Annotated in this window: 18 protein-coding genes, 1 tRNA gene and 3 pseudogenes; 8 read left to right on the top strand and 14 right to left on the bottom strand. The window is 62.7% G+C overall.

The window, feature by feature from the left end; all coding sequences use genetic code 11:
- Window positions 1-346 precede the first annotated feature (346 nt).
- The gene (locus tag H0X91_RS33525; RefSeq protein WP_196433748.1) at window positions 347-709 is read left to right on the top strand and encodes a helix-turn-helix transcriptional regulator; all 363 of its coding nucleotides are present in this window, start codon (window positions 347-349) and stop codon (window positions 707-709) included.
- Window positions 710-793: 84 nt separating this feature from the next.
- Complete coding sequence (locus tag H0X91_RS33520; RefSeq protein WP_196433747.1) at window positions 794-1,255, top strand: hypothetical protein; 462 nt, start codon at window positions 794-796, stop codon at window positions 1,253-1,255.
- Here the strand turns inward: H0X91_RS33520 and H0X91_RS33515 are convergent.
- From H0X91_RS33515 to H0X91_RS33495, 5 genes and pseudogenes are all read right to left on the bottom strand, one after another.
- A pseudogene (locus tag H0X91_RS33515) lies at window positions 1,237-2,287 on the bottom strand (Fic family protein). The gene H0X91_RS33520 and the pseudogene H0X91_RS33515 overlap by 19 nt on opposite strands.
- 133 nt (window positions 2,288-2,420) lie before the next feature.
- Window positions 2,421-3,509 (bottom strand): Wadjet anti-phage system protein JetD domain-containing protein, encoded by a 1,089-nt coding sequence (locus H0X91_RS33510; RefSeq protein ID WP_196433746.1) that lies wholly within the window; start codon window positions 3,507-3,509, stop codon window positions 2,421-2,423.
- Window positions 3,506-7,843 (bottom strand): hypothetical protein, encoded by a 4,338-nt coding sequence (locus tag H0X91_RS33505; RefSeq protein WP_196433745.1) that lies wholly within the window; start codon window positions 7,841-7,843, stop codon window positions 3,506-3,508. The genes H0X91_RS33510 and H0X91_RS33505 overlap by 4 nt, the downstream gene beginning before the upstream one ends.
- A 9-nt stretch (window positions 7,844-7,852) precedes the next feature.
- Window positions 7,853-8,560: a hypothetical protein gene (locus H0X91_RS33500; protein ID WP_196433744.1), complete on the bottom strand. Its 708-nt coding sequence runs from the start codon at window positions 8,558-8,560 to the stop codon at window positions 7,853-7,855.
- Complete coding sequence (locus H0X91_RS33495; protein WP_196433743.1) at window positions 8,541-10,025, bottom strand: hypothetical protein; 1,485 nt, start codon at window positions 10,023-10,025, stop codon at window positions 8,541-8,543. The genes H0X91_RS33500 and H0X91_RS33495 overlap by 20 nt, the downstream gene beginning before the upstream one ends.
- A 205-nt stretch (window positions 10,026-10,230) precedes the next feature.
- Between H0X91_RS33495 and H0X91_RS33490 the strand changes: the two genes are divergently transcribed.
- The 3 genes from H0X91_RS33490 (at window position 10,231) to H0X91_RS35525 (ending at window position 11,664) form a co-directional block, all read left to right on the top strand.
- Window positions 10,231-11,145 carry a WYL domain-containing protein gene (locus H0X91_RS33490; protein ID WP_196433742.1) on the top strand — a complete coding sequence of 305 codons (915 nt, stop codon included), beginning with the start codon at window positions 10,231-10,233 and terminating at the stop codon, window positions 11,143-11,145.
- A 101-nt stretch (window positions 11,146-11,246) separates the two neighbouring features.
- Window positions 11,247-11,468, top strand: coding sequence for a hypothetical protein (locus tag H0X91_RS33485; protein ID WP_442859787.1), 222 nt, complete (start codon window positions 11,247-11,249; stop codon window positions 11,466-11,468).
- A gap of 28 nt (window positions 11,469-11,496) precedes the next feature.
- Entirely contained in the window at window positions 11,497-11,664 is a 168-nt protein-coding gene (locus H0X91_RS35525) for a hypothetical protein (protein WP_442859786.1), read from the top strand.
- Here the strand turns inward: H0X91_RS35525 and H0X91_RS35520 are convergent.
- Window positions 11,661-12,050 carry a hypothetical protein gene (locus H0X91_RS35520; protein ID WP_442859785.1) on the bottom strand — a complete coding sequence of 130 codons (390 nt, stop codon included), beginning with the start codon at window positions 12,048-12,050 and terminating at the stop codon, window positions 11,661-11,663. The two genes, H0X91_RS35525 and H0X91_RS35520, sit on opposite strands and share 4 nt — an antisense overlap.
- Between H0X91_RS35520 and H0X91_RS35515 the strand changes: the two genes are divergently transcribed.
- Window positions 12,049-12,486 carry a hypothetical protein gene (locus H0X91_RS35515; protein WP_442859784.1) on the top strand — a complete coding sequence of 146 codons (438 nt, stop codon included), beginning with the start codon at window positions 12,049-12,051 and terminating at the stop codon, window positions 12,484-12,486. The two genes, H0X91_RS35520 and H0X91_RS35515, sit on opposite strands and share 2 nt — an antisense overlap.
- 52 nt (window positions 12,487-12,538) lie before the next feature.
- Here H0X91_RS35515 and H0X91_RS35510 read toward each other — a convergent pair whose 3' ends face one another.
- The 6 genes and pseudogenes from H0X91_RS35510 to H0X91_RS33450 all read right to left on the bottom strand — a co-directional run bounded on the left by H0X91_RS35510 (window position 12,539) and on the right by H0X91_RS33450 (window position 15,537).
- Window positions 12,539-12,889: a hypothetical protein gene (locus tag H0X91_RS35510; protein ID WP_442859783.1), complete on the bottom strand. Its 351-nt coding sequence runs from the start codon at window positions 12,887-12,889 to the stop codon at window positions 12,539-12,541.
- A gap of 195 nt (window positions 12,890-13,084) precedes the next feature.
- Window positions 13,085-13,160, bottom strand: a tRNA-Ala gene (locus H0X91_RS33470).
- Window positions 13,161-13,226: 66 nt separating this feature from the next.
- The gene (locus H0X91_RS33465; RefSeq protein WP_196433741.1) at window positions 13,227-13,589 is read right to left on the bottom strand and encodes a c-type cytochrome; all 363 of its coding nucleotides are present in this window, start codon (window positions 13,587-13,589) and stop codon (window positions 13,227-13,229) included.
- On the bottom strand, window positions 13,586-14,386 hold the full coding sequence (locus tag H0X91_RS33460; RefSeq protein ID WP_006483342.1) for a BON domain-containing protein: 801 nt from the start codon (window positions 14,384-14,386) through the stop codon (window positions 13,586-13,588). Before H0X91_RS33460 ends, H0X91_RS33465 begins: the two co-directional genes overlap by 4 nt.
- A 17-nt stretch (window positions 14,387-14,403) precedes the next feature.
- Window positions 14,404-14,988 (bottom strand): SIS domain-containing protein, encoded by a 585-nt coding sequence (locus H0X91_RS33455; RefSeq protein WP_006497445.1) that lies wholly within the window; start codon window positions 14,986-14,988, stop codon window positions 14,404-14,406.
- 126 nt (window positions 14,989-15,114) lie between these two features.
- A pseudogene (locus H0X91_RS33450) lies at window positions 15,115-15,537 on the bottom strand (YraN family protein).
- Between the two features lie 46 nt (window positions 15,538-15,583).
- On the opposite strand from H0X91_RS33450, the gene rsmI reads away from it, so the two are divergent.
- Window positions 15,584-16,471, top strand: coding sequence for a 16S rRNA (cytidine(1402)-2'-O)-methyltransferase (gene rsmI / locus H0X91_RS33445; RefSeq protein WP_196433740.1), 888 nt, complete (start codon window positions 15,584-15,586; stop codon window positions 16,469-16,471).
- A gap of 107 nt (window positions 16,472-16,578) precedes the next feature.
- Here the strand turns inward: rsmI and ltrA are convergent, their stop codons facing one another.
- The gene (gene ltrA / locus H0X91_RS33440; protein WP_062884172.1) at window positions 16,579-17,946 is read right to left on the bottom strand and encodes a group II intron reverse transcriptase/maturase; all 1,368 of its coding nucleotides are present in this window, start codon (window positions 17,944-17,946) and stop codon (window positions 16,579-16,581) included.
- A gap of 170 nt (window positions 17,947-18,116) precedes the next feature.
- Here ltrA and H0X91_RS33435 point away from each other — a divergent pair, with 170 nt between their 5' ends.
- The gene (locus H0X91_RS33435) at window positions 18,117-19,151 is read left to right on the top strand and encodes an IS110-like element ISBcen3 family transposase (RefSeq protein ID WP_006491259.1); all 1,035 of its coding nucleotides are present in this window, start codon (window positions 18,117-18,119) and stop codon (window positions 19,149-19,151) included.
- Between the two features lie 635 nt (window positions 19,152-19,786).
- Here the strand turns inward: H0X91_RS33435 and H0X91_RS33430 are convergent.
- Window positions 19,787-20,296, bottom strand: a pseudogene (locus H0X91_RS33430) (IS110 family transposase); the annotation flags it as partial.
- Between the last annotated feature and the right edge of the window lie 134 nt (window positions 20,297-20,430).

The following is a 20,430-nucleotide window of genomic DNA, read 5'->3' as shown; positions in this document are numbered from 1 at the left end:
GGTCTAGGGCGGGGTGGCGGGACGGTCGAGAACAGGCCGCGGTTGCCAGGGTAAAACAAAAGGCCCGACCTCGCGATCGGGCCTTTCGAATTCCGTTGGTGGTGTAGCTTAACAGGAAGCGAAACCCGCGCCTCCGCTGATCGTCAGACCCGGTCGGAAGGCCCGCCATATGCGCGCGATTCCGGCGAAGGAATCCGTGCCCCCGCACATGCCCACGACCGGTAGTTCAGAGAGTTCGATTGGCACTCGCAGCCGTCGCCAATGCCGGGCGCTTCCGAGCCTGCAACTTGGCTTTCGTCGCATTCGCCGCCGTAATGCTCGGCACGAACGACGAAAGGAGACGCCCATGCAAACCGAACCAGCCTTCACCGAAACCGAACTCGCGCTGCGCTGGAACATCAGCCCCAAGACCCTGCAACGCTGGCGCTGCGATGGCGTCGGCCCGCCGTACATCAAGCTCTCCAAGGCCGTTCGCTATCCGGTGGACGAGATCGTCGGCTACGAACAGGCGAATCGCCAGGGGATGCCCAACGACGCGGCCTTGCCGCCATTGACGGTCGCGCCGCCCGTCATCGAACCGCCACCGCTATCTGCGCCGGAGCCGAAGCGGTACTACCTGAACGAGGCCTTCGCGCTCATCGCGCAGTACGGCAGCCTTGCGGCGGCCGAGGCCGCCCTGACGGAGGCGCACGATGAAACCCAAGGTTGACGCCGATGCCCGCCGCGCAGACCTCGGCCCGGATGAACCGCCATTCACGTATCCGGTCCTCAATGAAACACAGCTGTCCTTGAGGTGGAACCTCTCGCCCAAGACCTGCAACGCTGGCGGTCGGAGGGCATCGGCCCACCCGCATGGCACATCGGCAGATCTGTCCGCTACCTCCTGATGGAAGTCGAGGCCTTCGAGCGCAAAGCGCAGGTGACGTGGAAATCGAGCACCGGACGCGCCTTGTCCGAATCCTCGCCCACGGCGCGAGAAGACGCCATCGAACAGATGATGCAGCAGCGACCCGGTCGGCGCGATCAGATTTTCTACTCCGCCAAGAAAGTGGCCGACATCACTGGACTGCCCGCTCACTGGCTTCATCAGAATCAGGAACGCCACCGGCTCGGCATTCCTTTCTACAGGATGGCGAACGGTGACATCATCCGCTTCAGCATCGAAGAAGTCTTCCGCTGGAAGGTGCACCACTTGCGTCCGTGCCGCAGCAACGTGGACATGGACGTCGATGCACTTCAGTCCGCCAGTTCGTAGCCGGTGCTGCGCCCGCCGCCGGGCGATTTCTTCAACACGCCCAGGTCCAGCAACTGCGTGATGTCGCGCAGCGCGGTGTCGGGCGAGCACTTGGCGATGGCGGCCCACTTGCTGCTAGTGAGCTTGCCCTCGAAGCCGTCGAGCAGGCGGTTGAGCAGTTTCACCTGCCGTTCGTTCAACGACATGCCCGCCCAGCGTTGCCAGAAGCGCGCCTTGACCAGCACGGCGTCCAGCGTGGACTGCGCGCTGGCGACCGCGCGCCCGAGCCTACCGAGGAACCACGACAACCGGCCGGTGGCATCGAGCGTGCCCGTCTGCGTGTGCTCCAGCACGTCGTAGTAGTCCTTGCGCTCGCGCTGGATTTGCGCCGATAGGCTGTAGAAGCGTTGCGGGCTGCCGTCGGCGCGCGCGAGGAACAGGTCGCCCACGGCGCGCGATGCGGCCGTTGCCGTCGTCGAAGGGGTGCAGCGTGACGAACCACAGGTGCGCCAGCCCGGCCTTAATGAGCGCGGGCTCGCCCCTTTCCTCGTTGGCCCACGCCAGGAACCGCCCCGTTTCGATGGGCAGTGCGTCGGCAGGCGGCGCTTGGAAGTGAACCTTGCGCCACCCCACCGGGCCGGAGATGACCTGCATCGGCCCGGCGGCACCATCGCGCCACTGGCCCACGGTGAGCTTATTCATGCCCGAGTACCCGGTCGGGAACAGGGCGGCGTGCCAGCCGAACAGGCGCTCGGCGGTCAGTGGTTCGGCGCTGCGCGAGGTGGCGTCGAGTACCATCTCCACGACGCCTTCGACGTGCCGATCCACCGGGGCCACCGCGCCGATGTCCACACCCAGACGGCGGGCGATGGACGAGCGCACCGATTCCACGTTCAGCACCTCGCCTTCGATTTCGCTGGTCATGACCACGTCCTCGGTCAGCGCAGCGAGGCTGGCCTGATCGCGCAGCGCCAGCCCGACGTCGGCCAGACGCCCCAGCAGTACGCCCTGGGCGCGGCTGACCTCGGTCAACGGCCCAGTGAGCGTCGACAGGTCGTAGCGCCAGCTCGGCCAGTCGTCGGCCTGCTAGATGTAAAGTTTTTCTCCGCTATCCATGCGGAGATTAAACCCCCAATTCGCCGCAAGGGCAAGTCATTCTCCGCGTTATGTGCGGCGAATGAGGTCACTAATCACCGCATCGGGCTGGTGAGCGCGTGGCCCCCGATTCGACTGACGAGGCCACGTCTGACACGACTTCCCCACGCGGCGCCGCCAGGGCGGGATCAACATCCCAGTTGCTAAACAGCTGCTCGGTTCCCAGGCTCTCCTGTGGAATCCAGTAACCGGAATCCCAGAGCGAACAAATCTGTTCGCACAATTCTGGCAGCCACCGCCGAGCATCGTTCTCATCGTTGCTTGCTCTTGCTACTGGCGCTCGCCTCTTTCCATGCGAGACTGCAAACCGATACAGATCGACAGCTGGCAAAACAGTCACCCCGTTTGCATCGTTGAACCGAAGGGGAATCGAAATGCCCGCCGGATCGAGGTCACCGAAATATAGCGCCCCGTCTGCCCGGCATTCTCGGACCGCTTCCTGAAGAGCTGGGCCACTGGAACAGAATGCCTTCCCAGCCCCGTAGACAACCGCCGCATAGCGACGAATATGCATATTCCACTCTGCCAGGCTCCAGTATGTATGGTGATTCTCCACGACAAGGACCGACCGCCCTGGGGCGTTGGCCGCCCGATAAGGTAGCGGATGCGGAACAAGGAATGCTCCGATTGAAGCAAGAGGCAACCGGCCGGAAAAAAGAGCGTCCTGACGCACTCGGAGATCCAGATACTTTTCGTCACCAAAGATCTCAAGTGACCGCTCTCGTAGAGGAACCTGGAGGAACTTACTCCGCCTGCGCAACAGCCATTCGTTGATCGCTTTGGCGGTAACAAGCTCACTCGTTGTCAGGTCCGTCCAGAAGCCAAGCTCCGGAAGCCACGAGATGCGCGACCAATCTTCAGATGGCTGAACTTCACCCTGGTCCAGGAGGGTCACAAACTTCGGCATCGGTGGATTACCAAGCTGCTCGAAGCTGCCTCGGGCAGGCAATGCTAGACGTCCCTGTGCTTCCAACTCTCTCAAGGCAGCCAGTAACAGCGCATCCCGTTCGGGATGCTGAAGCTGTTCGGGGTGGGCATCCAACCAGTGCCGGCGCAGATCCGCCAAGAGGACGCGCTTTCGCCGACCGGTTCGGAGTGCCTGGAGAAAGCCGTCGGTCATGCCGCCACCATGCTGCGTTCCGCCAGGTCATCGAAGGCGGCTGACACCATCTCGATATGTGAGCGCCCCGTCTTGCTGTTTGCCCCGGATTTCCTCAGCCGGATGACACGACGGAATCCGGCCAGAACGTTGTAGTCAGCATTGGCCGTAAAGAAGATCAGTTGTACCCCGATCTCCCTGGCCAGCAGCCTCTGCGCGTCGACAAGTGCCCGGGTCTGGACCTTCGCGAAAGGGTTATCGAGGATGAGGGGTCCGCCGCCCCCACGCTTGGCACGCGCCCGGGTGTCGGCACGCAACTGGCTGATCAGCAGATAGAGGAACATGGCGATCACCGTACCCTGACCTCCCGAACTCTTGAGATCGCTGGCGAGGTGGTACTGGTGAGCTTCGTTCTGCTCCATCTTCAGCACCTGCAAGCCGAGCTCTTGGCGGCCGCTGACCGCAACTAGACATTGCGAAACAAGATCTGCGCCTTTCGCCGGAATCACCTTGCTGTCGATCACGGCGTTCAAATACTGACGGATCGCATCTTTCCGGGCATCCACAGAAACGCCCGTAAACGACGCCTTCATCTTGAGTATCTGTTTGCCACCGACATAGGGCGTCGTGATCGGCATGGTCTGTGCGCAAGCACGATTCAGCAGGGCGATGCCCTCGTAGGTCAAGTTGTAAAGCTCGCCAACGCAATTCTCGAAATCTGGCTTCATCCCTTCCAAGGTATCTCGGGTCGCGCAGATCCGATCTTCGATCAGGGCGGAAATCCGAGCCCGGTCAGAGCAAGCCGGCTCAAAATCGCCATCCGCAATATCGCGCGCCAGCTCGGGCTCGGCGTCCATCAGTTCCTTGGAATTTGCTGCTTTCGTGAGAACCCGGAAGGCCTCGCGTGCCTTGCCGCGTAGCTCGTCGAGTAGCGTATCTTGCTCGCGGAATTTCAAGATCAGCCCATTTACAAGGTCGGATGCGTCGCCATGGATGATGATCGGTTGGACATTCGACACGTCCTGGGGGACAGCTGCTGTCAAGGCACGATGAAGGGTGTCGACCCTCTTCGATTCGCTCTCGGCCTGAGTGGCTTCGCCGCGCGCCTTTGTTGCGTCCTGGCTTGCGCGTTCGGCTATAGCCTCGTGCCGATCAACTGAACTCCGCGCATCCTCGATGGCGAATGCCAGTTCTTCGTCGGACTTCGCTTGCATTTCAAGCGTCGCCGTCAACTTCTGCTTCTGCCCCCTCCAGAAGCTGATGCGTTCTGCCTCCACCACGGCGAGTGCCTGTCCAGCCGCACGGCTCGCCTCATCCAATCTATCAACGGCAGTTCTCTGATCGCGGAGCGCACTCTCAAAATCGAGGGTGCGAAGCGGTTCCAGCTCCGCCCTGTCTAGGTCGGCGAACTCGGATTCATATGCGGCGACCGCTTTCGTGTTCTCCTGACGCGCGCTTTCCAACTTTACGGCAAGGACGCCAAGGCGATCTCTCTCTTGTGTTTGGAGGGTCGTCACAGCGTCAGCATAGGTTTCACGCAAGGTCTCGATGCCACGCGGATGCGTCCGGAGCTGCTCCTCTGCGGGATAGGCAATATCTCGATGGGCAATTTGAGCGCGCTCTGCAGCCAAATCACGTGCTTCCCGCTCATGCCGCAGTCGATCCTCCATGGCATGGCTGCACTGTTCATCGGCCTCGCTGCGCTGGCGGTCAAATTCGTCGATTTGAGCTTGCTTTGCGTCGAGTAGTCCCTGCAGTTCTGCCAGGCGAGCAAGCTTGGCACCCAAGGGAGACTCCCAATCGCGCTGATAGTCTTGAATGCGCTTGAGACCGCCCTTTAGTTTTTCAATCTTTGCGGGCAACGGCGCCGCCTTGGTGGCGAGCTCCTTCCCAAGGCTTTGTGCCTGGTCTGCTTGGGCTGTGAATTCTTGCTGCCGGTTCACAGCGGCCTGTTCTTCATTCCCCAGGCGATCGATCTCCGCTTCTGCCTGTCGCAGGCGGGCTGCGCCAAACTCTGTCTGGTATCGGCGAAGTTTTTCACTTGCTGCAGCGCCAATATCTCGCCGTTCTTCGTAAGCGGTCAGCTGTTCCTCGACGTCCGCAATACGTGCGTCCAGCGCTGTCAAAGCCTGCTGCGCCGATTCCTTGTTGTAAGCCGAATCATCCTGGGGGGCGAGCACAAGGCGATCAGCAGAGCTCGCAGCCGCGTCTACAGACGCCACCGCGACCGTGACCGGGGCCGACAACTTGAGCTTCAGAGTTGGCATGAGCTGTTGCGCCTTGGCCCATTCTCCCTGTGCCACGTTGACGCCAAGGAATCGTGCCGGGTCCGACAAGACAAGTGCTCGTGCATCCTCAACCTCAGGACGCAGCTCAGCCACGTAGGTGTTGGCGGCCCGCGCAGATCGGATTCCCGACCCTTGAAGCTGGCGTACGACTACGTCAACGTCCGCGCTCCGGCCCGCCAGGCCAGTTTCTACAATCGAACCACGGTCCGCCTTGAGTTGTGCTAGACGGATATTCCGATCTGCTATCTCGCGATGCGCGTCGGCCAGCAAGCGGTCGAGCGCTTCCGACAGTATCGGTGAGTCCGGATCAGCCTCGTCGGCATCGGCTGCCGTACGGAGAACGGCCAGTTGCTTCAGCTCATCCCGCAGAGCCTCGCCATCCGCGAGGAACTTGCGGTGAGGCTCCTGCGCAGTCTTGGCCCTGCTGGCCTCTATCGCGGCGTTGCCGGCTTCCTGGCGCAAGCTGCGCTCCAGTTCCTCCTGAATAGCACGCTGCTCGTTGAGGGATTGCAGGATCGCCTCCTGCTCCTCGACCTGTTGTTCAAACCGCCCCATTGCAGTCCCGGAATCAGCATCGTCCGGCTCCAGCAGATGATCCTGGAGTAGGCGGTCCCGCTGGCGTCCGTAGGCGGATTGAAACTCGTCGAGTTGGCCCTTTTCCGCCGAGAGTTCGCGTATCACCTTCTCTGCGGCGGCCTTTTGCGCATTGATGGCCTCGATTAGCGCGCCAGCATTGGTTTCCGCGGCTTTTGCTTTCTCCGTTCGTCCAAGAGCGATCTTCTCAGCGGCGGACAGCGCACAGCTCAGGAGCGCCCCTTGAATTTCAGCTTGCTGCCGTGCTGGTTTCAGGCCCTCGCGTTCGCTCTCCAGCAAGGCATCCAACTCGCTCACGCGCGCCGCGGTCGCCTCGACATGCACCAACGCCTTGGCTCCCTCCATACACCTCAGGAGATGCTTGCCATCGTCGTACGCTTTCTTCGCCGCGTCGCAAGTATGCGTTGCCGCTGCGACCCTGCGGTCATGCTGCAGGCCCTGCATCGCCACGACGTCGGCCTGTAGCAAGGTGGCGGTATCCGTTGATGTCTTGGCGATGCCGTCCTGAACTTCGGCATATGCCAGCTTTTCTTGGGCACTCTGGTGAAGTTCACCATGGCGCAAGAACAATGCAGCCGCCAGGCCGGCGGCTTGCCGCTGCGTATCCTTCTGCGCTACGTCGGCGGCCTCATAGAGGGTGGCGGCTTCCGAAAATGGGACCATCACGGATTGCAGTCGCGTCAGCTGCTCCAAACGACGCTCGTACTTGGGCTTGGACTTCAACTTGTCGGCTGTTTGCGCGACGGCGTCTCTCACCGTCGCCGACTTCTCCGGATCAAGCGTCAACAGGAGGAATCGGCGGAGCAAGTCCGATTCCGTGTTAAAGGTCAGGAAGCCCTCTTCCATTCCCCCTTCGCTGCTGTTGAAGTCCACCTGCATGCGCAGCAGCTCGATGTCGAGAAGCCTGATGTTGCCAAGATGCTTGATCCAATCGTCCTGAATCTTGGTGTGGAAGAAGTCCCCCGCCCGCTTGCCTGCCTGGTGCATCCATTGCACGAATTCCTGCATGGTCCGAACAGGCGCCATCGATAGACCGGGAGCGGGGATGGCTTCCAACCCCATGCCATCGATTGCTTCAAAAGCGAAGAACCACCGCTCAACATCGGCACCGCGCTCGGCACTCTCCTTGAGCGCAACTGCCTGGCCGACGATGAGCTTGTAATCAGACATCGCTGCTGCACGGGCCGGCATCTCCCATTCCATCACGATGAATGAGGGGCGGCCATCCCGAGCAAAATACTCCGCGAACCGGTGATTCTTCTTCTGTAGATGCTGAAGCCAGCGCTCCTGCTTGGGTTCGAAACAACTAAAGACGTAGGACAGCAGCGACGTCTTTCCGCCTGCATTCTCCAGGTTGAAAATCACGTCGGTGGGCTGCTGAGTGTCTGGATCAGTGAGATCAAACAGGAGGTTCTCGTACCAGGCCGTAGGGCTGCCAAAGTGGCTGACGTAAAGGCGGGAGAGGCGTTCCATGCGGGCTCCTCAAATCGTGACTGATTCCCGGGTGAGCTCAAACAGGCGCGGCAGCGTCAATTCGCGCAAGTGGACCCGCAATCGATGTGTGGCGGTGTAGAGCGTCTGGGCTTCGTCTTCGCTCTCTCGCTCCAGTCGTACCAGCCCATACTCGGCCATTTGCTTGAGCGCCAGCTTGACGAAACCCTCGACCGAGTTCGTCGCGGCGCGTTCAGCTTTTGGATTGACCGGTGGAAGGCGCTTCAGCAGTGCCCAACCGGGCAGGAACTCTTCCGCGGACTCATCCGACAGTTCAGCATCTGCCAGCCGGTTCACCAAACTGAGCAGCGTGTCCCGGAAGCGAGCGACCGTTGCCGGCAACGGCGTCTTCGCATCGTCTTCCAGTCGATCAGTCGTAGGAAAGAAGACCGCGCTGATCGCCAGATGGGCCATCGCCAGTGCGACTTTCTGGTCGCCGCTGAGATGTTGGCGCAGATCGGTAAGGCGTAAAGAGAACCGACTTTCCCGACTTGATGGCGCGACGATCAAACCGCGCTCGCTTACGTCCAGAATCGTCAACTCCAAACCGCTAGCCGCTTCTTCCGCCGCTTCAGCAAAGGCCCCATCGGCACGGTACTTGGCCAGCAGTTCGCGGTACTCCAGATCATTCGCTGGCGTAAGGCCCAGGTGAAGAGCCTTGTACAGCAGGCGCGTCGCCTCAAGTTGTAGTCCCGCCATGCTGCCCCCTTGGATCGAAGCGCAGGTTGTCTCCCTGCGCAATGTTGGAAATGAATGCGCCGTCTGCAACCGCCCGCATCGTAGGGAACAGGGTTTCGCTGTCTGGAAAACTGCGATACAGCGCGTAGGCGACACACTGCTGCTCAAGTTCTGTGAAACCCTCGTCCGCCGCGGCGATAAGCAGCTCGTCGAGCTTCCAGCTACCGCCCAACGAGAACTTGCCCTTCAGCCAGAGATGCACGCGCTCGGTGACGTCTTCCGGGAATGGATCAACGTAAACCTTGAAAGGAACGACCTCTCCGGTCTCGTCATCGTCGTCAAAGTCATCTTCAATGGCCCGACGTTCCAGAAGCAGTGCCAAGAGGTTGGATAGATCTGGAGCCTTCGGTATGACAGCGGGATACAGGCTCAGCAGCAGTTCGTCGGCACTTCCTCCGAAACGTTCCGCAGGGCACCGCATCGCATCCGGCAGCAACCTGGCTTCGAGGTCCGGGAGACCCGAAGGTTTGCGGGCCCGAAACGCAGTGGCCTGGGCATCCATGAATTTGTCCCCAGCTCCTGTGACTTCCAGTTGGAGCTGTGCCCGCACCGTGCTTGCGCTCTTGAGCACGTCGTGGAGTCGAACTAGCTGTTCGCGGGTGCGGACGTCATCAACCTGAACGAGCTGCTCGCGCACGGACTCCTCCATGCGGCGATCTTCCTCTTGTCGCGCATGGATGTGCGAGCGGGCCTCTATGAGACGGGGGCCAATATCACGTGTCCAAACTACTGAGCCCGGCGCCCGCCAGGCTTGGTTGATGAAATCACGCAACTGCTGACGGTGCTCAATGGAGAGCATGCGAGCACGGCGGGCGAATTCATAAGCCTGATCGAACCGGCCCCGCTCGATCAATAGCTGGAGCATGCGCTCGACAAGAATCTGGTGATCCTCGACCTCCAGATCGAGCATCCCCATCAAGACCAAATATCCTTCAGCCGTGGGACGATAGCGATAGGTGTCTTCGAGATCCGGTTCATAGGTGGTGAGCCGGAATCGCACCATCCGGGTCTCTCCCGTGGGCGCGTGAAAGTACTCGTAGCTGTGCTCTTGATAGTTGTTTGACGCGTTGTCGAGCGAATCAAGAATGATCTCAGCGACGCGGTTGCGCTGCGCCGGTGTCAGCGCCGGCTTCATCTGTGCAACCACCTGAGCAAGATAATGCTGGACTTCAGCCAGTGTGTATCCGACCGCGACGGCAGTGCCTTCCATCATGTACGCCAGCGCCGCGAGGCTGAGGTAATGGGTATCGAGGCCATCGAGCAGCGTCCCGCCGCTGCCGTCCGAAAACTTGTTCTTCGTGAGCTCCAGCTGAAACAGGGGGCGCATCAACAGTAGATTGCGCTGTTGCTGGGTGAGGTCGATCAAGCCATCAGCCAACTGGCCGGATAGCTTGGGGTGATTGATCACTGCTTCTGGCGCGCCCATGGCTGATGTGGGTTCCTCAGAAACGGCTTGACCAACTGGCAGGACGAAGCTGGACCACGGTCATCTGCCTTCTCTTACTTTAATGGTAATCATCATGATTCTCATCATAGTCGCAAAAACATCCGATAGACACATTCTAGAGCACCTCATATACTTACCGCAATAATCTTGATAAGCATTCGTCAACCCCAATGAGTCAGCCAGGATGTCGTACGAACAGCTCGCGGACCTAACCCAGCCACAACGCGATCGGCTCGCCTTCGTGGAGCTGCGCGTGCGCTTCATCGGGGAGATACGCCGCCAGGACTTGGTCACCCGGTTTGGCATCCAGTCCGCCGCTGCATCCAGGGATCTGGCGCTGTACAAGGAGCTGGCCCCCGGCAACATCGACTACGACTCCAAGGGCAAGTCCTACGTCCTGGTGCCGAGCTTTCAGCCGGTCTTTGACTTCCCCCCGGAGCGGGTGCTGTCGTGGCTGACCCTGGGCTTTGGTGACGGCGAGCCGATGCGGCTCAAGGCGTGGGTGGCCAGCGAGAGCCCATCACGGATCACGCATCCGGACCTGGATGTGCTCGCGAGCGTAACCCGGGCGATTCATCAGGAATGCCCGCTGGGCATCGAGTACCACTCCGTTTCCAGTGGCCGCACCGAGAGGGAAATCGTCCCCTTCGCGCTGATCGACAACGGTCTACGCTGGCACGTCCGCGCCTTTGACCGGAAGTCGCAGGAGTTCCGTGATTTCGTCATCACCCGGATCAAACGCCCCGTGGTGCTCATGGGGCAGCCGGTGGCGTCCCACGAGACGAGCGATCAAGACATTCAGTGGACTCGGATCGTCGAGCTGGAACTGGTTCCCCACCCAGACCAACCCCGGCCGGAGATCACCGAAATGGACTATGGTATGTGCGAAGGCAGGTTGCAGATGAAGCTGCGTGCTGCCGTTGCTGGCTACATCCTGCGCAAGTGGAGCGTGGACTGCTCCCCGGACCATAGTCTGCGCGGCCATGAGTACCGACTTTGGTTGAAAGATCACCTTGCCATCTACGGTGTGCGTAATGCTGTGCTGGCCCCGGGATATGCGGCGCCAGAAACCTCTGGCGCAGGAGCGGCTTATGACTGAACAACGGATGCCTTTCCTCGCCCCGGTTGCGTCGGCAGAACCAACAAAAAAGAGAAATGAGATGAAGGAAGCTGCCCGGCCCGCTGGAAGGCAACTGGGCGGTGACGGCGGCGCAGGTCAATCTCTACTATCCGCCCGAGCCGGGCCGCACGCGTGCCAAGGTGGTCACCATTGAGGTGACCGGCAAGGGGCGTCTGAACCTGCACAAGTTCGACGCCAAGATGCAGGCGCAGCTGGAAGGCTATCTGGAATCGGTGGGCATCTTGCAGAAGGGCCAGACCCTGAGCGCGCAGGAACTTTCTGCCGGAGGCCGACGTGATTAGTTCCTCCTCGGCGTTCGAGGATTGATCGATGGCGGCGCACGATGCCGGGGCCTTGGTCTGCCGTCTGTTCGCGGGCGGCACGCCCGTGCTGCGCAACACGCTGTCGCCGCGCGACGCCGCCGCACTGTCCGTCCTCGGCAAGGCCGTCAAGCTGACGGTCGTCGATCAGTCGTTCGTCCTCTGTCCTCATTGTTAACAGCATCGGGCGCAGGTCTGGGGCGATGGTCGCGGCGGCCGCATGTGCCGTTGCCCGGAGTGCGGCCAGTCGCCGTCGAAGCGAACGATGGTGCCGCATTGGCCTTGGACGAGGACTCGTTGCGTCAGAAGATACGCCTTGCGCTCGGTATCGAAAGCCGTGACGGCATCGATGATCTGGGCGGCGGCGTGTGGCGGCTCGGCGATGCTCGATGCTCGCCCGTTCTGCTGGCCCGCGATCTGGCGCGGGTGCTGCACGAACCCGCGCTGCTGGATCGTGTGCGCGTGGCGGGCGGCGACATCCGCGTGATCACGCCGAGGCCACGCACGACACGCGGGTCGCCCTTCGCCCGGTGTGGAATGGCTGCCGCTGGAGGAACGCTTCATGTTCTACGGCGGCGGGATCGCACTCGTCGGCACATCATTACCGTCCGCGCAACCGACGGTCGCCGATCCGGCCACGCCGGTGAACGGCCCGTTCTCAGCGGACTTCAAATGGGCGACGCTGCCTGACATCAGCAGCACACCGATCCGATTCGCCGACGGTCAGGCCAAGGTGTTCGAGGCGCTATGGTCGTTCAAGGGCGAGGCCACGACGGCGGGACGCATCATGCAGCGCGCGGGTCTGGACAGCGCCAAGCCGAGTGAGCTGTTCAAGATCAAGGCGAAGGACAAGGGCAAGCCAGAGCCTGCGGCGCAACGCGCCGTCTACGGCGCGCTCGTGGTCACGCAGAGGCGCGCAGGGCTGTATTCGATCCCGTGCGCGGCGGGCGCGGTGGACTCCCTACGCCAAACATCGGGAAAAGAGGTCTCCATGACGTGATCTCACCATCCGATGCGCCGAGGCTCGCGCCGACTTCAAGAGCCTGACCTTTTCAATTTTTTGGAGTGCTTGAAATGAGCGGAAAAACCAATGGGTCGTACCCATCAACGGCGGCGATGGGTGGGGTGTGCGGGGAGAAGGCAATGACCGTCTCACCTCCATCCATGACACGCAACAACAGGCGATTGACCGTGCGCGGGACATCGCCATCAACCAGCAGAGCGAGATGTTCGTCCAAGGGCGTGACGGCCAGATCCGTGAGCGCAACAGCTACGGTGACGATCCGTTCCCGCCCAAGGGCTGAACTGGAGGCTGGCCTCGCGGGTTTGTCGTTCTGCTTTGCCCGTGCAAACCCGCGCACCAACCATTCCCGTCGACACACGCACAAGTGGTTGATGGACAACGCCGTCTGCGAGTGCCACGGCGAAGAAGTTGGCGCAGGTTTCGAGAGAAGATAGGGCGGAACAGGGGCGAACCGGGCGCGTCGTGCCCCCTTGTCCGACGACTGGCGGCACACGCAGAATGGCCCGGAACCCCGCGTCGTCTGCGGACCCCGGAAATGGAAACGCCCAACCGAGAACGGTTGGGCGCTGAATAGTGGTGGAGCGGAGGAGGATCGAACTCCCGACCTTCGCATTGCGAACGCGACGCTCTCCCAGCTGAGCTACCGCCCCAACAGTCAATCATCATACACACGCATTTCCGCGCTTGGCAATAGGGGTTACGTCACCCCCGACGCGTTACTTTGACGGCGCGCCAGCCAGCACCCATTCGACCACCGACCGGACGTCGGCGTCGCTCATGCGCGGATGCGCGGGCATCGGAATCGCGCCCCACACACCGGAGCCGCCGTCCTTCACCTTCTTCGACAGCTTCGCGACGGCCTGCGGATCGGGCTTGTAACGCGCGGCGATATCCTTGAACGACGGGCCGACGAGCTTGCGGTCCACCGCATGGCAGCCCATGCACGCGTTGCTGCGCGCGACCTTCAGGCCGTCGCCGACGTCCGCATGCGCGGCGCCCAGCGTGCCGACCACGAGCGCCGCGGCCGCGGCGCCCTGCACCATTCGGCGTTTCATCGATTTGATCTGCATGCCCGTCATTGCGCCTTCGCCTTTGGATTGCCCGGATGCACGCTCGACGAATTCGAGATCGGCGCGGGCGGCTGCAGCGGCGTGGACTGCACCGACGCGTCGGGCACCGCGCCGACCGTCGCGTTGTCCGCCGGTGCGGCAGCCGCCTGCGCGCCGGAGGCGCCGCTCGCGGGCGACGCGTCCTGCAGCGCCTGCGCGTCCTGCGGCTTCACGTACTGGAACACCTTCACGACCTTCTCGACGCCCGGCACCTGGCTCGCGGCTTCCGCGCCGCGATTGCCTTCGTCCACCGTCACGAGGCCCATCAGGTAAAGATTGCCGCGTTCGCTGACGACCTTGTAGTAGTTCGCCGAGATGCCCTTCGTCGCGATCAGCTCCGACTTCACGCGGCCTTCGAGGTACGAGTCGTTCGCGCGCGACGACAGCGACGACGCCGGCTCGACCGACAGCTCGTTGACGATGCCGTTCACGTTGTTGATGCCGCGCACGATTTCCTCGGCGCGCTGCTTCGACGCATCGTTCGGCACTTCGCCCGTCAGCAGCACGCGGCGGTTGAACACCGTCACGTTCACGTGCGACTGGTCCGGCAGCCCGTTGTTGATCTGCGTGAGCGACTTGACCTGGATCTCGCGATCCTCCGTCTGCGCGCCGAGCGTGCGGCGATCGGTCGCGATCAGCGCGCCGCCGCCGGCCGCGGCCCCCACGACCCCGAGCACACAGCCCTGCAGCGACACGGCGAGGCCCGCCGTCAGCGCGGCAAGCAGCGTGGTTCTGACGAGCGTCTGTTTGACGCGGCTTTGATTCATCGACGGCTCTCCTTCGTTCAATCCTCACCCAGCAGCATCGCGTCGATGCCGTCGCACAGGCTGTGGATGGTCAGCAGATGGACTTCGTGGATGCGCGCCGCGCGAACGGCGGGCACGCTGATCGGAATATCGGTGTCGGACAGCGCGGCCGCGACCGTGTGGTCGTTGCCGCCCGTCAATGCGACGACGGTCATCTCGCGCTCGTGCGCCTCGTCGATCGCCGCAAGCACGCGCGGCGATGCGCCGCCCGCATCGAGCACCAGCAGGATGTCGCCCGTCTGGCCCAGCACGCGCACCTGCTGCGCGAACAACTGCTCGGCGGCCGCCGCGCCGGCGAGGCCGGCCTGCGACGCGTCGGTGGCCAGCGCGATCGCGGGCAGGCCGGGACGCTCGCGCTCGAAACCGCCGACGAGCGACGCGGCGAGGTACTGCGCGGCGGCGGCCGACGGGCCATCACCGCACGCGACGATCTTGTTGCCGTTCGCCAGCGCGGCGAACATCGCATCGACCGCGGCTGCGATCGGCAGCGACAGCGCGTCGGCCGCTTCGGCATGAAGCGCGGCGCTGTCGCGGAATTGTTGCTGAATACGTTCGACTGACATCGATTCCTGGTGAACTGGGCGCGTGGCACCACTCGCGCGACATCGTGGGTGCGGCGAGTTTACCGTACTCCGGCGCCCTCTCCGGGGGTCCGGCAAGAACTCTTTACATCTCGTCACAGCTCGCCGCTACGCGTCGTCGGTACGAAATGCGTCACGCAGCCACGCAAGCCGGCCTCGAACGCGACGACGTCGAAACGGCACGCGGCACCGGCGCCGTGCCGCGACCAGAACTGCAACGCGGCCGCGACCAGACGCCGCCGCTTGCGCCAGCCGACGCTCGCGGCCGCGCCGCCATGCCGGGTGCTGCGCCGCGCGCGCACCTCGACGAACACGAGCATGCCGTCGGGCTCGCGCATCACGAGATCGAGCTCGCCGCCGCGCATCGTCACGTTCGCGGCGACGAACCCCAGACCGTGACGCTCGAGAAACTGCCGCGCGCGCTGCTCGAACGCGCGCCGACCGGTTTGGATCGCGCCGCGCCGGAAAAGTTGTCGCCCGAATGCGGCCGACCGCGCGCGCCTCCGGCCTCGCCGGCGCCGCGTGGCACAATGCCGTCCTTGTTCCGCTCGTGCCGCGATTGCGTGCATTGCCTGCCATGACTGCCCTCCTCGAACTCGCGCATACGCAGCACTACCCGGACGCCACGCTCTACGTGGTCGCCACGCCGATCGGCAATACGGCCGACATCACGCTGCGCGCGCTGCACGTGCTCGGCCTCGCCGACCGCATCGCGGCCGAAGACACCCGCAACACGGGCCAGCTGCTCGCCCGCTACGGGATCTCGAAACCGCTCGTCGCCGTGCACGAGCACAACGAACGCGAAGCCGCGCAGCGCGTGATCGAGCTGCTGCGCGGCGGCGAACGCGTGGCCTACGTGTCGGACGCGGGCACGCCCGGCATCTCGGACCCCGGCGCGCGGCTCGTCGACGCGGTGCGCGCGGCCGGCTTCGCGGTGGTTCCGCTGCCTGGCGCGAGCGCGGCCGTGACCGCGCTCAGCGTGGCCGGCGACTGGGCCGGCGCGTTCACGTTTGCGGGCTTCCTGCCGCCGAAGGCGAAACAGCGCGCGAGCGCGCTGCAGACGCTGGTGTCGCACCCGTACGCGCTGGTGTTCTACGAAGCGCCGCACCGGATCACCGAAACCGTCGCCGCGCTCGCCGATGCATTCGGCCCCGCGCGCCGGGTGCTGATCGCGCGCGAACTCACCAAGCTACACGAGCAGTTGTTCCAGGGCACCCTGGCCGAAGGACAGGGCTGGCTCGCCGGCGACGCGAACCGGCAGCGCGGCGAGTTCGTGCTGGTCGTCGAAGGTGCGCCGGCGGCAAGCGGCGAAGCCGACGACGCCGCGCACGACGCGCTGCTCAGGCTGCTGCTCGAAGAGGTGCCGGTGAAAAGCGCGGCAAAGCTCGCGGCCGCGTTGACGGGCGCATCGCGCAACGCGCTGTATGCGCGTGCGCTCGTGCTGAAGGAAGGCACGGAAGGCTGACGCGCACCGCCGCCGCGCGGAATCGGCATAGGGGACGGCCATGAGGCCGTACCCCTGCCACACCACCCGGCATGCGGGTCCGCACCGGGCGGTTCGGGAAGTTGAGGTTATGAGAGTCGGGGCACACCCAGCCGATCGAAGTACGCGAGGGTCAATACGCTATTCAGGAGCTTGCCGCTGTTACGCCACCAGTGACAGCTGTTCGCCGCCACCTGTTGCGCCACAGCGGACGGTGCGCCCAGCGCACGCAGTTCCCGGTAGATGGTCGGACCGCGGCGCCAGTGTTTGAGCTGGATGACACGCAGCCGGTGACGCATCCACTTGTCCAGATCCAGCCAGACTCGTGGCGTCTGCGCCATCCGGAAGTACGCCTTCCAGCCCAATACATAGGGCCGTAACCGTTCCACCACGTCCTTCATGCTGCGCCCGCCGCTACGGCCGGTCAGTTCACGAATGCGGCGTTTGAACGCCAGCAGCGCTCTGGCCGCCACCTTGCGCTTGATGACGCCGCCGGACGCTACCCATAGGCTGTAGCCCAGAAACTTGCGACCGAACACACTGGCGACTGCGCTTTTGGTCTCGTTGACCTTCAACCGCAGTTGCCCATACAGACGACGCAGCAGCGCCATCACCCGCTCGCCAGCACGGCGGCTACGAACATAGACATTCGCATCGTCGGCATAGCGCGCAAAGCAGTGGCCTCGCCGCTCCAGTTCCTTGTCCACCTCATCGAGCAACACGTTGGCCAGCAACGGCGATAGCGGCCCGCCCTGTGGCGTGCCCTGTTCGCGCTGCTGAACCACGCCGCCATCCATGATGCCGCTGTTCAGATACGCCCGGATCAGCCGGATCACGCTGGCGTCCCCAATACGTTTCTGCAGTCGGTCAATCAGGATGTCGTGGTTGACCCGGTCGAAGAACTTCTCCAGATCAACATCCACCACGATTCGCCGACCCGACTGCACGTACGACTGCGCGGCAAGCACCGCATCGTGCGCACGCCGTCCAGGCCGGAAGCCGTAGCTGTGTTCGCTGAAGCCAGGGTCCAGAACCGGTTGCAGCACCTGCAGCAGCGCCTGCTGGATCAGCCGGTCCGTCACCGTCGGGATGCCAAGCTCGCGCTCGCCTCCGTCCGGTTTCGGGATCGTCACCCGCCGTACCGGACTGGGCCGGTACGTCCCCTTCATCAACTGTTCACGGATCGCGGGCCACGCCGTCACCAGATGGCGCGACGTCTGGTCAATATCCAGACCGTCCACGCCAGCGGCTCCCTTGTTGGCCCGTACCCGTTTGAACGCCTGCTTCAGGTTCTCCCTCGTCAACGCCGCCATCAGCAGCGATGACCCCGTGTCCCCGGATTCATGGCGCGGGCAACAGCCTTCGTCGCTCACGGGCATAGACGCAGCTTCACCGCGTATGCTTCCCGCTCGCCCCGCTCGCACGGGCATCTGACGCATTGCCTGTCGCATCGACATGACGCTGGACACTCCTTCCCGTTCGGCCCTTCGTCACCAGCTTCAGCCTCATCGACCTGTCCTGTGACTACTACGACCTCTGCTAATGGAATGGACGCCCCCGCCCGGCACGGCATCGATGTGCCAAAGTGGAAGTGTCAGCCACCACTTAACCAGAGGGAACGCCCATCATGAAGGTTACGACCGTTGGTATCGATCTGGCAAAGAACGTCTTTCAAATCCACGGCGTCGACGCGCACGGCAAAGCCGTCCTCAAGAAGCAGATCCGGCGCGATCAATTAATGCTGTTCTTCACGAATCTGCCAGCGTGCTTGATCGGCATGGAGGCCTGTGCCAGCGCGCATTACTGGGCACGACGCGTTCAAGAATGCGGACACACCGTTCGACTAATGGCTCCGCAATTCGTTAAACCCTACGTCAAGACCAACAAGAACGATGCGGCCGATGCCGAAGCAATTTGCGAAGCCGTCGCTCGGCCCAACATGCGCTTCGTCCCCATCAAGACCGAATCGCAGCAGGCCGTCCTCGCCGTACATCGCGCACGTCAGAGTTTCGTCAAGGCGCGCACCGCGCAAGCTAATCAGATTCGTGGGCTCCTCGCCGAATTCGGCCTGGTGATTCCCCAAGGTATCGCCCACATCGCGCAACGCGTACCCGAACTGCTCGACTCCGACACTTGCGCCTTGCCAGGCCCGTTTCGTCTCCTTGTGCTGCGCCTGATGGAGCATCTCAAGCTGCTCGATCAGCACGTTCGAGAACTCGAGACGCAAATTCAGACCTGGCACCGCGACAATCCCGCCAGCCGCAAACTTGCCGAGATTCCCGGCGTCGGGCCAATCACGGCAAGCGCACTGGTCGCGTCGATCGGCGATGCCAAGAACTTCGAGAACGGCCGTCAACTGGCCGCTTGGCTTGGGCTGGTCCCTCGGCAACATTCCAGCGGCGGCAAATCGACCTTGCTGGGCATGAGCAAGCGAGGCGACTCCTACCTGCGTACGCTGCTCATCCACGGCGCGCGATCGGCCATCCTAGCCGCACAACGAAAGCCCGACACCGATAGCTGGCTGAGCCGCCTGCTAGGCCGACGCCATCCCAACATCGCTGCCGTAGCCCTGGCCAGCAAGAATGCACGCGTCATATGGGCGTTGCTGGCTCACAACCAGCAGTTCCGACCGGGTTATGCGACTGCCGCGGCAGTCGCATAACCCGGTCGGCTTGCAGTCGAACAAGACCGCTGCGACAAACTTTAGGAGCGACAAACCACCCGATTGCTCAGGCAAGCAATGCAGTGATGGCGAGACAGGTCAGACCGTGGCCGGCAAAACCCATAGAAGTCAGAGCACCTCAAGTGCGATCTGCTGATTGAGGAGCTGGCCAGCGTATTCCATCAGGGACAGCAGGCGTACGCCTGACATCAAAGTCCGGATGTATGGCTGCAATCGATGCCTTCGAACCGTCACTCACCGCGAACCTGGCAAAACGGGGGCGTCCATGTATGACTTCTCGCTCCGGCTCAACGCCGTCGCCCTTTCAAGCATAAGGCGAGATCTCCCCATACATGGACGCCCCCGGCTTGCCAAGCTCTCAGTACGTGACGACGCGAGGTAAAGATTGCACCCGTACATTCGGACTCTGATTGTGGCCTTCGGCCACGGTCCCTGATGGGATGTGCTGGTTGGCGCCGCAATCGGGTAATCGCACTCGAAGTGCCTGGGGAGACGCGGGCTTAGCCAACCACGGTCTAACCTGTTTGCCATCACTGCCTGATCGCTCGTGCAATCGGTGGAGTTCTGCCTGCTGCCATGAAGCCTTCTGTTGCTCTTCCTGCAAGCTGATCCGATCACGCTGCGGCGTGATCGGATCGGAATTCACTATCGCGTGCCAACAGCGCCCATACGATACGGGCGTTCTTGTTGGCCAGTGCAACGACTGCCACATTCTTGTTACGTCGGGCGATGAGTTTGTGCAGCCACTGGTGCGCCTGCAGCTTGTGCTCCGCATGTCGGATCACCGCCCGCGCTCCATGAATGAGCAACGTGCGCAAATACGTGTCCCCTCGCTTGCTAATGCCCTGCAGGTTCGTCTTGCCGCCGCTCGAGTGCTGTTTGGGCACCAGCCCGAGCCACGCTGCCAATTGCCTGCCGTTTGTAAAGTTCTTGGCATCACCGATCGATGCCACCAGCGCGCTCGCCGTAATCGGCCCAATGCCTGGAATGCGCTCCAACTTCCGCGACAGCGCATTGGCACGGTGCCATGCTTGAATCTGGGCCTCCAACTCGCCGACCTGCCGGTCCAACTCCTTCAGATGGTCGAGCAAGCGATGGATCAATTCGCGAAACGTGCCTGGCAACTGGTCCGTCTCCTTATATCTTCGATTTGCTTCAAACTTCAGTGGTGGCGCGCCGTTTGGCGCGCTGCTTTGCCGGTTGGCGGCTACGGCACAGCTTGTGTCTCCTGCGAGCCGTTAAGCTCGAATCACAGCTC

Source organism: Burkholderia sp. 9777_1386 (assembly GCF_015712265.1).
Taxonomy (GTDB): domain Bacteria; phylum Pseudomonadota; class Gammaproteobacteria; order Burkholderiales; family Burkholderiaceae; genus Burkholderia; species Burkholderia cenocepacia.
This window is presented reverse-complemented; position numbering and strand designations above follow the sequence as displayed.